General features: G+C 74.6%; 10 protein-coding genes and 1 pseudogene. 7 read left to right on the forward strand and 4 right to left on the reverse strand.

The features are described 5' to 3' along the window. Nucleotides 1–1,094, forward strand: a 1,094-nt coding sequence (locus ABZ641_RS05615; RefSeq protein ID WP_359979411.1) for a hypothetical protein, incomplete at its 5' end; no start/stop codon positions are given. On the opposite strand, the gene ABZ641_RS05620 is transcribed toward ABZ641_RS05615, so the two are convergent. Then, the gene (locus ABZ641_RS05620) at nucleotides 1,079–2,002 is read right to left on the reverse strand and encodes a PfkB family carbohydrate kinase (RefSeq protein WP_344628131.1); all 924 of its coding nucleotides are present in this window, start codon (nucleotides 2,000–2,002) and stop codon (nucleotides 1,079–1,081) included. The two genes, ABZ641_RS05615 and ABZ641_RS05620, sit on opposite strands and share 16 nt — an antisense overlap. Before the next feature lie 100 nt (nucleotides 2,003–2,102). Next, nucleotides 2,103–3,491, reverse strand: coding sequence for a glycosyltransferase 87 family protein (locus ABZ641_RS05625; RefSeq protein ID WP_344628132.1), 1,389 nt, complete (start codon nucleotides 3,489–3,491; stop codon nucleotides 2,103–2,105). A 190-nt stretch (nucleotides 3,492–3,681) separates the two neighbouring features. Between ABZ641_RS05625 and ABZ641_RS05630 the strand changes: the two genes are divergently transcribed. Then, nucleotides 3,682–4,815, forward strand: coding sequence for a glycosyltransferase family 4 protein (locus ABZ641_RS05630; RefSeq protein WP_359979415.1), 1,134 nt, complete (start codon nucleotides 3,682–3,684; stop codon nucleotides 4,813–4,815). A gap of 126 nt (nucleotides 4,816–4,941) precedes the next feature. On the opposite strand, the gene ABZ641_RS05635 is transcribed toward ABZ641_RS05630, so the two are convergent. Next, the gene (locus tag ABZ641_RS05635) at nucleotides 4,942–6,735 is read right to left on the reverse strand and encodes an AMP-dependent synthetase/ligase (protein WP_344628134.1); all 1,794 of its coding nucleotides are present in this window, start codon (nucleotides 6,733–6,735) and stop codon (nucleotides 4,942–4,944) included. Between the two features lie 352 nt (nucleotides 6,736–7,087). Between ABZ641_RS05635 and ABZ641_RS05640 the strand changes: the two genes are divergently transcribed. The 5 genes and pseudogenes from ABZ641_RS05640 (at nucleotide 7,088) to ABZ641_RS05660 (ending at nucleotide 11,323) form a co-directional block, all read left to right on the forward strand. Next, nucleotides 7,088–7,522 (forward strand): SRPBCC family protein, encoded by a 435-nt coding sequence (locus ABZ641_RS05640; RefSeq protein WP_263105767.1) that lies wholly within the window; start codon nucleotides 7,088–7,090, stop codon nucleotides 7,520–7,522. Between the two features lie 6 nt (nucleotides 7,523–7,528). Continuing rightward, nucleotides 7,529–8,698, forward strand: a complete 1,170-nt coding sequence (locus ABZ641_RS05645; RefSeq protein ID WP_344628135.1) for an ArsA-related P-loop ATPase — start codon at nucleotides 7,529–7,531, stop codon at nucleotides 8,696–8,698. A gap of 440 nt (nucleotides 8,699–9,138) precedes the next feature. Next, nucleotides 9,139–9,300, forward strand: a pseudogene (locus ABZ641_RS05650) (DUF5304 family protein); the annotation flags it as partial. A gap of 196 nt (nucleotides 9,301–9,496) precedes the next feature. Then, complete coding sequence (locus ABZ641_RS05655) at nucleotides 9,497–10,438, forward strand: ROK family glucokinase (RefSeq protein WP_030262931.1); 942 nt, start codon at nucleotides 9,497–9,499, stop codon at nucleotides 10,436–10,438. A gap of 84 nt (nucleotides 10,439–10,522) precedes the next feature. Next, on the forward strand, nucleotides 10,523–11,323 hold the full coding sequence (locus ABZ641_RS05660; protein ID WP_359979420.1) for an endonuclease/exonuclease/phosphatase family protein: 801 nt from the start codon (nucleotides 10,523–10,525) through the stop codon (nucleotides 11,321–11,323). 90 nt (nucleotides 11,324–11,413) lie between these two features. Here ABZ641_RS05660 and ABZ641_RS05665 read toward each other — a convergent pair whose 3' ends face one another. Then, nucleotides 11,414–12,370 carry a DUF4352 domain-containing protein gene (locus ABZ641_RS05665; RefSeq protein WP_359979423.1) on the reverse strand — a complete coding sequence of 319 codons (957 nt, stop codon included), beginning with the start codon at nucleotides 12,368–12,370 and terminating at the stop codon, nucleotides 11,414–11,416. Between the last annotated feature and the right edge of the window lie 61 nt (nucleotides 12,371–12,431).

Here is a 12,431-nt window from a genome sequence, read left to right on the forward strand (position 1 = left end):
CCCGCGTCGAGGACCTGCTCGCCGCCCGCGCCCGCGCCCTGCTGCGCGCCGACCGGTCCGCCCTGCTCGCCGGGGTGGCCCCCGCGGCGCGGGCCGCACAGGAGCAGGCCGCCGTCCGGGCCGCCGCCGTGCCCTTCTCCGCCGTCGAGTACCGGATCAGCGGCGTCACCGAACCGGACGCCGACGGGCGGATCATCGTCACCGCGGGCCTCGCCCACCGGCTGCGCGGCGTCGACCAGCACCCCGCGGTGCTCTCCCGGCGGCTCACCTTCGACCGGGGCCCGGCCGGCTGGCTGCTCTCCGCGGACGAGCCGGACGGCAGCGCCGCCCTCTGGGACCTCGGCGAGGTCCGGGCGGCCCAGGGTGAGCACTGCCTGGTGCTCGGCCTCGGCACCGCCGAGGAGCTCGCCGGGCTGGTCGCCGTCGCCGACAAGGCGGTGCCCGCCGTCTCCGAGCTGTGGGGCCGGGAGTGGCCCGGCCGGCTGCTCGTCCTCACCCCGGCCACCGAGCCGCAGTTCGCCCGGATGCTCGACGTCGCCGCCGGCTCCTACCAGGGCATCGCCGCCGTCACCGTCGCCGCGGGCGGCGAGCCCGCCGCCACACCCGCGGACCGGATCATGGTCAACCCGGAGGCCTTCCGCGGCCTCAGCGACCTCGGCCGGCAGGTCGTGATCACCCATGAGGCCACCCACGTCGCCACCCGCGCGGCCACCCGCAGCTGGACGCCGCTCTGGCTCTCCGAGGGCGTCGCCGACTACACCGGCTACCGCGGCGCCGGCCGCACCGCCCGCCAGATCGCGCCGGAGCTCGCCCGCGACGTCGCCGCGGGCCGGGTGCCGACCGCCCTGCCGGCCGACGCCGACTTCGCCGCCGGCGCCGCCGGCATCGCCCAGGCCTACGAGCAGGCCTGGCTCGCCTGCGAGACGGTCGCGCACCGCTTCGGACCGCAGCGCCTCGTCGCGCTCTACCGGGCGGTCGGCGCGATGGGCGACCCCGCCCGGCTGGACAGCGTCCTCCAGGCCGAGCTCGGCCTGGACCTGCCCGCCTTCACCAAGGCCTGGTCGGCCGAGCTGGTGCGTCAGCTGCGCCGCTGAGCGGCCGCCAGGCCCGCGGCGAGCCCCTCGCCGTCGATCAGGGCGCTGTGGGTGCCCGCCGCGGTGCAGGCGTGGGCGCCGGCCACCGAGCCCGCCAGCATGCACGCGTCCACCGGCCGGCCCGCCAGCCAGCCGGCGAGGAAGCCGCTGACGAAGGCGTCGCCGGCGCCGTTGCTGTCCACCACCGGCACCCCGGGGTCGACCGCCGGCACGTGCCGGACGGTGTCGCTCCCGCGCTCCAGCAGGTAGCTGCCGGCCGCGCCCGCGGTCGCGACCACCAGCCGCGCCCGGCCCCCGTCCAGCACCGAGCGCATCACCTCCTCGTGCCGCCCGGGGCAGCCAGCGGCCGACAGGAAGACCAGGTCGGAGCGGAGCGCGTAGTGCCGGTGGTGCTCGTTCTCGCCGTCCCAGGCGTGCAGGTCGGTGGAGCTGGTGGCGCCGAGCCGCTCGATGTCCGGGTGCATGTCCCGGTTGACGTTGGTGATCGACAGGTGGACGTGCCGGGCCCGCTCCAGGAACGGCAGGTAGAAGGCGGCGGGCAGCCGCAGGTCGGCCGGGTGCCGGCCGTCGTAGAAGGAGAACCGCAGCCCGTCGGCGTCCACCAGGTTCACCCCGCGCGGGGTGCCCGCGGGGGAGACCAGGTGGTGGAAGTCCAGGCCGGCGTGGCGGAAGGCGGCCCGCACCAGCTCGCCCTGCGGGTCGTCGCCGAGGAAGTCGAGGAAGGAGGTGCGCAGGCCCAGCCGGTGGCAGCCGAGCGCGACCCCGCTGCCGGTGTGGCCCGCGTAGTCGTGCACCGGGGGCACCCCGAGCGAGTCGGCCGCGGGGATCTCCAGCCGGTCGACCCGGACGATGGTGTCCACGCCCGCACCGCCCACCACCAGGACGTCGAGCTCGCGGTCGTCGGGCATGCGGAACCTCCACGGGCGGCATCGGCTGACAGCGGACGATGCTGCCAGCCGCGCGGGCCCGCCTGCAAGGTCTTTCAGAAACTTGCAGCGAGAGGTGTGGTCAGGAGGTGGTCGCCGGACGGCCCACCGGGCGGTCCAGGTCGTCCAGCAGCGCCTGCTCGTACGCGATGCCCGGGCGCACCGGGTAGCCCTTCACCGGGGGCTCCGGCGGCAGCACCAGGGTGGCCTGGGCGTCCGGCCCGCGGGTGGAGCGCCACAACCGGCGGCAGGACAGCACCGTGGCCGCCAGCAGCAGCAGGTTCCGGGCGGTGAGCACGGCCACGCCCCACGGCTCGCTGTGCTGCACCGCGCCGAACAGGATCGGGAACTCGACGGTGGTCAGCACCGTCGCCGCCAGGATCAGCACCGCCACCGGCTTCTGCCGGGTGCCGCGCACCGTCAGGCAGACCGCGGCCAGGCCGACCAGCCACACCAGGTACTGCGGGCTGATCACCCGGCTGGTCACGGTGAACACCAGCAGCGCCGCCAGCGCCGCGTCGTACGGCGTCGACGGCTGCCAGCGCACCGCCCGCAGCCGCCACAGCAGCAGCCAGCCGAAGCCCAGCAGCGTGCCCGCGACGCACACCTTGGAGACCACCGGCACCCACGGGCCGAGCATCTCCAGCGAGCCGTAGTTCATCGTCACCTGGCCGTCCCAGGCGCCGAACAGCTTGGCGAAGTGCAGCGGCAGCGCGCCCAGCGACTCCACCTCGATCCCGCGCTCCTTCTGGAACTTCAGGAACTCGAAGGCGCCGTTCATCCCCGCGGTCAGCAGGAAGCCCAGGGAGGCCGCCGTCGCGGCCGCCGCCGTCCACGCCCGGCGCGTCCGCCGCCCGCGCGGGGTGCCCGCCAGCGCCAGCACCGGCCACACCTTCACCAGCCCGCCCAGCCCCAGCAGGAACCCGCCCAGGGCCGGCCGGCGCAGCACCAGCAGCAGACCGCCCACCGCGAGCGCGGTGACGATGACGTCGTACCGGCAGTAGACCGTCGGACCGAGCAGCGGCACCCCCGCCACCCACATCCAGGCCCCGCTGAAGCTGCGGCCCCGCCGGGTGCCGACCCTCATCAGCGCGCCCACCGTCAGCGCGTCGAAGACGCCGCACAGCACGAAGAAGGAGACCAGGTACGACCAGGGCAGCACGCCCGGCAGCAGGATCACCAGCGCCGCCCCCGGCGGGTACTGCCAGGTCACGTCGTCCAGCGGGAAGGTGCCCGTCCGCAGCACCTCGTACCAGCCGTGGTAGATCACCGAGACGTCGGAGCTCACGTCGGTGCCCGAGATCCGCAGCACACCGACGGCCATCAGCACGATCAGCACCCGGGTGACCACCCAGGACGCCCCGAGCGCCCACAGCGCGCCGCCGGCCGGTGCGGGCGGCGGTGCGCCGGTCAGGGCGAGGCGCTCGGTGCTGCTGGTGCTGCCGGTGCGCCCGGTCGGGGCCAACTCCACTGCGCTCCCTCGTTCGACTCGTGACGCCGGTCGCGGTGGCGCCCGCGCAACGGGGCCCCGGCACATAGGACCGGCCCGGACCGGAAACGGTTGCGCTGTGATCCTTCGTTCCCGGCGGGCCGTGGTGTTGACCTATGGTACGGATCACCGACCACTGCACCATGCAACCCCCGACCGAGCGAGCCGTGGCATGCACAAGACCCTCATCGTCACCAACGACTTCCCGCCGAGGCCCGGCGGGATCCAGGCGTTCGTGCACAACATGGCCGTCCGCCAGCCCGCGGGTTCCATCGTCGTGTACGCCTCGACCTGGCGCGACGGCAAGGAGGTCGCCGAGTTCGACGCCCGCCAGCCGTTCCCGGTGATCCGCGACCGGACGAAGATGATGGTGCCCACCCCGCGGGTGACCCGGCGGGCCGCCGAGATCCTCCGTGCCGAGGGCTGCAGCTCCGTCTGGTTCGGCGCCGCCGCCCCGCTCGGCCTGATGGCCCCCGCACTGCGGCAGGCCGGCGCCCAGCGCCTCCTCGGCATGACCCACGGCCACGAGGCGGCCTGGGCCCAGCTGCCCGGCTCCCGGCAGCTGCTGCGGCGGATCGGCGCCGGCACCGACACCCTCACCTACCTCGGCGAGTACACCCGCAGCCGGATCGCCGCCGCGGTCGGCCCCGAGGCGGCCCGGCGCATGGTGCAGCTGCCGCCCGGCGTCGACGAGAAGACCTTCCGGCCCGACTCCGGCGGCGACGGGATCCGCGCCCGGCTCGGGCTCAGCGACCGGCCGGTCGTCGTCTGCGTCTCCCGCCTCGTCAAGCGCAAGGGCCAGGACACCCTGATCGAGGCCATGCCGCAGATCCTCGCGGCGGTGCCCGACACCGTCCTGCTGATCGTCGGCGACGGGCCCTACCGCGGCGACCTGGAGAAGCTCGCCGAGGCCCGCGGGGTCGCCGGCTCCGTCCGCTTCACCGGCCCCGTCCCCTGGGAGGAGCTGCCCGCCCACTACGGCGCGGGCGACGTCTTCGCCATGCCCTGCCGCACCCGGCGGGGCGGGCTCGACGTCGAGGGCCTCGGGATCGTCTACCTGGAGGCCTCCGCGACCGGCCTGCCGGTGGTCGCCGGGGACTCCGGCGGGGCGCCCGACGCCGTCCTGGAGGGCGAGACCGGGTACGTGGTGCCGGGGCGGTCCGCGGAGGCGGCGGCGGAGCGGATCGTGCGGCTGCTGCACGACGAGCAGCTGCGGCGGACGATGGGGGAGGCCGGACGGCGCTGGGTCGAGCGCTCCTGGCGCTGGGACCTGCTGGCACAGCGCCTGACGGGGCTGCTCGCGTAGTCGGGGCGACCCTTCGAGTACGGGGAAACCCGGAGGGGCGCGGGGAACCGCGCGAGTCGGGAGAGGCAGACCGCTGCCTTCCGATTCGCGCAGTCCTCCGCGCCCCTGTTTCGGCTGAGCCGTGCTTCAGCGCTGGTAGATGGCCTCGACGTCGGCGGCGAAGTCCTTGAGGACGACGTTGCGCTTCAGCTTGAGGGAGGGGGTGAGGTGGCCGCTCTCCTCGGTGAAGGAGGTGTCGAGCAGGCGGAACTTCTTCACGGCCTCGGCGTGCGAGACGGCCTGGTTGCCGTCGTCCACGGCGGCCTGCAGGGCGGCCAGCAGGTCGGCGTCCTGGGCGAGGTCGGCGGGGGTGGCGTCGGCGGGCTTGCCGTTCAGTTCCTTCCACTTGCCGAAGAAGTCCGGGTCGAGGGTGATCAGGCAGGCGACGAACGGCTTGCGGTCGCCGACCACCATGACCTCGCCGATCAGGGCGTGCGCCCGGATCCGGTCCTCGATCACGGCGGGCGCCACGTTCTTGCCGCCCGCGGTGACGATGATCTCCTTCTTGCGGCCGGTGATGGTGAGGTAGCCCTCGTCGTCCAGCGAGCCGATGTCGCCGGTGGCGAACCAGCCGTCCTGCAGGGCGTCGGCGGTGGCCTGCGGGTTGTTCCAGTACCCGGTGAAGACCTGCGGGCCCTTGAGCAGCACCTCGCCGTCCTCGGCGATCTTCACCGCGGAGCCGGGCAGCGGCTGGCCGACGGTGCCGATCTTCGGCTTGTCGTGCGGGTTGAAGGCGGTGGCCGCACAGGTCTCGGTCAGGCCGTAGCCCTCCAGGACGGTGAAGCCGATGCCGCGGTAGAAGTGGCCGAGCCGCTCGCCGAGCGGGGCGCCGCCGGAGATCGCGTGGGTGGCCCGGCCGCCGAGGGCGGCCCGCAGCTTGGCGTACACCAGCTTGTCGAAGACGAAGTGCTTGACTCTCAGGCCGATCCCGGCGCCGCCGGCGTCCAGGGCGCGGCTGTACGCGATGGCGGTGTCGGCGGCCTTGTCGAAGATCTTGCCCTTGCCGTCGGCCTGGGCCTTGGCGCGGGCGGTGTTGAAGACCTTCTCGAAGACGCGCGGCACGCCGAGGATGAGGGTCGGGCGGAAGGAGCCGAGCTCGGCGGTGACGTCCTTGATGTCGGAGACGTGGCCGAGCTTGATCGGCGCGATGGCGGCCGCGATCTCGGCGATCCGGCCGAGCACGTGGGCCAGCGGCAGGAACAGCAGGACGGAGCTCTCGCCGGTGCGGAAGAGCGGCTCCAGGCGGACGGTGACGTTGCCCAGCTCGGCCAGGAAGTTGCCGTGGGTCAGCTGGCAGCCCTTGGGACGGCCGGTGGTGCCCGAGGTGTAGACGATGGTGGCGATGCTGTCGGGGTCCGGGACGGCCCGGCGCTCGGCGACCGTCTCGTCGGAGACCTCGCTGCCCGCCGCGGTGAGGGCGGCGACGGCGCCGTCCTCGATCTGCCAGGCGTGCCGCAGCTGTGGGAGGTGGTCCCGGACCTCCGCGAGGACGGCGGCGTGGCCGGCGGTCTCGGTGACCACCGCGACGGCGCCGGAGTCGCCGAGGATCCACTGCACCTGCTCGGCGGAGGAGGACTCGTACACCGGCACGGTGATCGCGCCCGCGCACCAGATCGCGAAGTCGAGCAGCGTCCACTCGTAACGGGTGCGGGACATCACCGCGACGCGGTCGCCCGGCTCGACGCCGGAGGCGATCAGGCCCTTGGCCACCGCGTGGACCTCGGCGAGGAACTGCACCGCCGTCAGGTCCTGCCACTGCCCGGCCACCTTCCGGCTGATCACGGCGACGCCGGGGTGCTGCGCGGCGTTCTGGTGGATCAGGTCGGAGAGGTTTCCCCCGCTCGGAACCTGGTAGCGGGCCGGAAGGCTGAACTCGAGCAAGACTGCTCCTCGTCTGCGACGCTGCGGGACGGCAGGACGTTACTGCTCGGTAGCCGGATTCGACCAGAGCTGTCGGCTCCGTTGTTCGAAGAGTCACACCGCGCAGGACCGGTGGGGATGGTTTCGTCTCGCACCCTACGGCAGCGGCCGCCCGACGCGTCGGTAGCCCCCGGTCCCCCCGCCGAACGGCGGGGCCGGGCCGTGTGCCGGCCGCTCCGCCCCGTTCGGGACCTTGCCGCGCGCCGGCCGCGAGCCCTCCACGAGCCCCGATGACCAGGGCGGCGCCCGGCGTGCACCCGCGGGCGCGATAGCCTGCCCTGGGCGCACATCTGAACAGACGCGGAGGGCCGTGATGGCGGAGCACACCAGGTCGAGCATCATCATCGACGCGACCCCGGCCGAGGTCATGGCCGCGATCGCCGACTTCGCCGCCTACCCGGAGTGGACGGGCGAGGTCAAGGAGATCGAGGTGCTGAGCACCGCCGCGGACGGCCGCGGCTCGGAGGTGCGCCTGGTGCTCGACGCCGGCGCGATCCGCGACGAGCACGTCCTCGCCTACACCTGGGACGGCGACCGCGAGGTCCGCTGGACGCTGGTGAAGAGCCAGATGCTGCGCGCCCTCGACGGCTCCTACAGCCTCGCCGCGGTCAAGGGCGGCGGCACCGAGGTCACCTACCAGCTCGCCGTCGACGTCAAGATCCCGATGCTCGGCATGATCAAGCGCAAGGCGGAGAAGGTCATCATCGACCGGGCCCTGGCCGGCCTGAAGAAGCGCGTCGAAGGCTGACGCCGGGTGTCACCCCGCACCGTCCTCGTCACCGGCGAGGGCTCGGCCGTCGTCGCCGCCGCCACCGCCCTGCACAGTGCCCGCACCGGTCGGCGCACCCTGCTGCTGGCCGCCGACGACCCGCACCGCGCCGTCGACGACCTCCTGGACACCCGGCTCACCGCGGAGCCCGCCCCGTACGGGGAGCGCCTCGCGGTGGCCCGGATCGACGAGCAGGCCGCCCTGCGCAGCGCCCTCGACGGCTTCGGCGCCCGGCTCGCCCCGGCCCTCGACCTGCTCGGCGCCGACCCGCTCGACCCCGAGGAGCTCACGCCGCTGCCCGGCACGCGCCAGCTCGCCCTGCTCCGCGCCCTGCGCACCGCTGACGCCGAGACGGTCGTGGTGGCCGCCCCCGCCCCGGCCGAGCTGATCGCCACCCTGGCCCTGCCCGAACAGCTCGTCCGCTACCTCGACCGGCTGCTGCCCGAGCAGCGCCAGGCCGCCCGGGCGCTGCGCCCGCTGCTGGCCGCCCTCGCCGGGGTGCCGATGCCCGCGGACTGGCTGTTCGACGCCCGGGCCGCCGCCTGCGCCGCCCTCGCCGATGCCCGCGCCGTGATCGAGGCCCCCGGCACCTCCGTCCGCCTGGTCGTGGACGCCGACGCCCACGGCACCGGGGAACTTCGCCGCATCCGCGCCGCCCTCGCCCTGCACGGCCGGCGCCTGGACGCCGTCGTCGCCCACCGGGTGCTGCCGTCCGCGGCCGCCGCCTCGCCCGACCCCTGGCTGGCCGGCCGGGCCGCCCGCCAGCAGGAACGCCTCGCCGACCTGGCGTCCGGGCTCGGCGCCGTCCCGCTGCTCACCGCCGAGTGGCCCGAGGTCGCCCTGGAGGCGATCGCCGACCAGCTGTACGCCGGGGGCGAGCCCGGACCCGGCGAGGCCCCCGAGCCGTGGGTCGAGGACCGGCTGGCCGAGGAAGGGCTGCTGGTCTGGCACCTGGCGCTGCCCGGCGCCGAACGGTCCGGCCTGGAACTGGTGCGCCGAGGGGACGAACTGGTCGTGGGCACCGGCGGCCACCGCCGGCTGCTCCCGCTGCCCTCCGCGCTGCGGCGGTGCACGGTCAGCGGAGCCGGGCTGCACGACGGGGTGCTGTCGGTGCGGTTCGCGCCGGACCCCGCCCTCTGGCCGGCGCGCCGCTGAGGCCCCCGCCGCTGACACCTCGCGCCGCTGACACCTCGCGGCGTCGACCCCTCGCGCGGCTGACCCTCGTGTGCGGCCGGACCCGCGTGCAGGCCGGGCCGCGCGCGGATGGGACCTCCGGTGCGCCGGTCGGCCGTCGCGCCGGAGGGGCGTGTGTACAGGGCGTGCACGCCCGGCGTGCGTCCGGTGCGCCGGGCGGCCCTCGATGCGCCGTCCGGTAGCGTCTGGATCCCGGCCGGTTCCGGCCGGACGGCCCGGTGCCGCCCCGACGTCGCACCGGAGGCACACCGAGGACGCACCAGGGAGGTCGCCGGATGGCGGACGAGAAGGCGGACGGCACGGCCGGGCAGGGCCTCGGCGCGGAGTTCGGGCCGCTGGTCGACGAGGTCCGGAGGTTCGCCCTCACCCTCGGCGGCAAGGCCCAGGAGTACGGCACCCGGCTGCGCGAGCAGAACCCGGAGGTGTACGGACACCTCGCCGCCGCGGGCGGCGAACTGCTCGCCGCGTACCGCGCAGCCGTCTCAGGTCATGAACGGCGCTGGGCCGGTGCCGGACACGCCGAGGCCGAGCACATCGACCTCGACGGGACCATCGACAAGTAGTGAAGCCGCAGGTCAGACGAGGTGACTGTGGCGCCTTCACGCATCACTCAAAGCCGCGAAGTCTACGACTTCTGAACGCATCTGGCCGGGCAATCCGGAAATTGGCTTCGGTTAATGTAGGTCTCGGTGTGTACGGGAGCACCGCTCAGCGGGTACCGTTCCGCTCAGCGGGAACGAGTGAATAGCTGAGGGACACATGGCTCTGACCATCGGCGTCGACGTCGGCGGGACGAAGATCGCGGCCGGCGTGGTCGACGAGACCGGCGAAATCCTTGCGCGTACCCGGGTGCCCACCCCGGCCGACCCCCAGTGGGCGGTCGACGCGATCGCGCAGGCCGTGCGCGAGCTCAAGGAGGAGTACCCGGAAGTCGCGGCCGTCGGTGTCGGCGCCCCCGGCTTCGTGGACCGCGACCGCTCCACCGTGATCTTCGCTCCCAACATCGACTGGGAGAACGAGCCGCTCAAGCAGCGCATCGAGGAGCTCACCGGCCTGGAGACCGTCGTCGAGAACGACGCCAACTGCGCCGCCTGGGCCGAGTTCCGCTTCGGCGCCGCAGCCGGCTACGAGGACATGGTCCTGATCACCGTCGGCACCGGCATCGGCGGCGGCATCGTCCTCGACGGCCGGATGCACCGCGGCCGCTTCGGCGTCGCCGGCGAGATCGGCCACCTCAACATGGTCCCCGACGGCCTCGCCTGCGGCTGCGGCGGCAAGGGCTGCTGGGAGCAGTACGGCTCCGGCCGCGCGCTGCGCCGCTACGGCCGCGAGAAGGCCGCCGCCGACCCGATCGCCGGCAAGCGGATGCTGGAGCTCAACGACTTCGTCGCCGAGACCATCCGCGGCATCCACATCACCGAGGCCGCGGCCGAGGGCGACCCGCTCGCCCTGGAGTGCTACTCGGAGCTCGCCGACTGGCTCGGCCGCGGCATGGCCGACCTCGCCGCGCTGTTCGACCCGGGCGTCTTCGTGCTCGGCGGCGGCGTCTCCGACTCGGGCAGCCTGCTGCTCGACCCGGTGGCCGCGGCCTTCGAGACCTACCTGACCGGTGGCGTGCACCGCCCGCGCGCCGAGGTCCTGCTCGCGACCATGGGGTCCGCCGCCGGCATCGCCGGTGCCGCCGACCTCGCGCGGGTCTGACGGCCCGACGGAACCGACGGCTCGTCCGGACCCCGACGGCGAGGCTGGGGCAACGGCCCCGGCCTCGCCGTTAGCATGACCGGCATGCCTGCCGAGCAGCCGTCCGCAGCCCCCGGACCCGTGCCGCCGACCGGGCCGGCCCCCCTGCCCGACTCCGGCGCCGAACCCGACGGCGCCGAGCGGGTCCGCATCCTCAGCTACAACGTCCGCTCGCTGAGGGACGACCGGGACGCCCTCGTCCGGGTGATCCGTGCCTGCGATCCGGACGTGGTCTGCATCCAGGAGTCCCCGCGGTACTGGCGGCCCCGGAAGCAGGCCGCCCGGCTCGCCCACCGCACCGGCACCGTCGTCCTCTCCGGCGGCGGCCGGATCGCCGCCGGACCGCTGCTGCTCGGAAAGCTCCGGGTCGAGGTCCTCGCCGTCCGCGACCGGCTGCTCCCCAAGACCCGCGGCCTGCACGCCCGCGGATTCGCCACCGCCCTGCTGAGGGTGGGCCGTTCGGCCCCGTTCGCGGTGACGAGCTGCCACCTCTCCCTCGACCCGGCCGAACGGCTCCGCCAGTTCGCGCTGCTCCCCGGCCAGTTCGACCCAGGCGAGCACGGCATCGTGGCCGGCGACTTCAACGAGCACCCCGACGGCCCGGGCTGGCGCCGTCTGGCCGCCGAGTACCAGGACGCCCACACCGTCGCCCCCTGGGGCGGCACCTTCACCTCCGTCCCCGCCGACCCCTACCAGCGGATCGACGCGGTCTTCGCGACTCCCGGGGTCGAGGTGCTGGCCTGTGGGGTGCCGCAGGGGTTGGCCGGGGTGTCGGGGGCGGATCTGTTGGTGGCGACGGATCATCTGCCGGTGGTGGCGGTGGTACGGATCCCTGCCGGGGGCTGAGGCGGGTGGGGGAGCGGGTGCCGGGCCGTCGCGAGGGTGCGGGGTGCCGCAGGGGTGTCGGGGGCGGATCCCTGCCGGCGTCGGGGGTGGTCAGTGGATCGAGGCGGCGACGATCACGCCGTTGCGGACGGTGTAGGTGCCGGCGTAGTGGCGGTGGGTGCCGTCGGTCTGCAGGGCGTCCAGGAGGACGGAGACGTTGTCGCCGTTGACGGCGGTGACGGTCACGACGTCGGCCGCGGTGCCGGCGAAGCCGTTGACGAACTGCCCGTAGCTCGGCGACAGGTTGCGTCCGCCGAGGGCCCAGGCGCGGGCGTAGTCGTGCGCGTTGATCGCCGCGTAGTAGTCCTCGACGACCTGGCGCGGTGCGGCGGCGGAGGTCCGGGGACCGGCGGTGGCGGTGGTGGTGGCCGTGGTGGTGACGGTCGCGGTCCGGGCGGCCGTGGCGGTCGGGGCTGCGCTCGGGGCCGCGGTGGCGGCGGGCAGCGCCCACTGACCGGTCTGGTTCGCGAAGCCGGAGTTCAGGGTGAACTGGGCCTTGGCGAGGCGGGAGCCCGCCGGGATCTCGAAGGAGATGTAGCCGAGCGCGGTGTCCCCGGGGGCGACGACCACTCCGGCGGGGAACGCGGGGCCGGCGGTGACGTCGGTGGCGATCAGCGCGTTGAAGCCCTGTCCCTGTTCGTCGACCACGGTGGCGCCGTTGGACGGGCTGTCCGAGTACGTGGTGGAGCCGGTGTTGTGGAGCCGGAACTGCACGGCGACCAGCCGTCTGCCCGCCTCGGGGGTGTCGAAGGAGTGCGCCGCGGTCGCCGGGTCGGCGACCGCCGTCACCGTCACGGCCATCCGGGCGCCCTGCTCGTTGCCGGCCAGTTCCAGGGTGTCCCCGACCTGCGCCGACCGCGGTGACCCGGCAGGACCGGAGCTCGTGCCGCTCGTCGGGGTGCTCGCCGGGGCCGTCACCACGGAGTGGCTGCTGCAGCCGGTGGCTGCCGCCGAGAGTAACGCCGCCAGTAACGCCGCCGTTCCCGCCAGGGTGCTGATCCGTGCCATGGCCGTCGCCTCCCGCCCTTCCAGGCTACGGGCGGGCGACGGCCACTGCTCGGGGGCGGCG

The sequence above is a fragment of the Kitasatospora sp. NPDC007106 genome, assembly GCF_040634455.1.
Lineage (GTDB): Bacteria > Actinomycetota > Actinomycetes > Streptomycetales > Streptomycetaceae > Kitasatospora > Kitasatospora arboriphila.

What these genes read in the sequence shown, in the direction of transcription:
- ABZ641_RS05620 (WP_344628131.1), bottom strand. Translation starts at nt 2,002, where the DNA reads ATGCCCGACGACCGCGAGCTCGACGTCCTGGTGGTGGGCGGTGCGGGC.
- ABZ641_RS05630 (WP_359979415.1), top strand. Translation starts at nt 3,682, where the DNA reads ATGCACAAGACCCTCATCGTCACCAACGACTTCCCGCCGAGGCCCGGC.
- ABZ641_RS05640 (WP_263105767.1), top strand. Translation starts at nt 7,088, where the DNA reads ATGGCGGAGCACACCAGGTCGAGCATCATCATCGACGCGACCCCGGCC.
- ABZ641_RS05655 (WP_030262931.1), top strand. Translation starts at nt 9,497, where the DNA reads ATGGCTCTGACCATCGGCGTCGACGTCGGCGGGACGAAGATCGCGGCC.
- ABZ641_RS05660 (WP_359979420.1), top strand. Translation starts at nt 10,523, where the DNA reads ATGCCTGCCGAGCAGCCGTCCGCAGCCCCCGGACCCGTGCCGCCGACC.
- ABZ641_RS05665 (WP_359979423.1), bottom strand. Translation starts at nt 12,370, where the DNA reads ATGGCACGGATCAGCACCCTGGCGGGAACGGCGGCGTTACTGGCGGCG.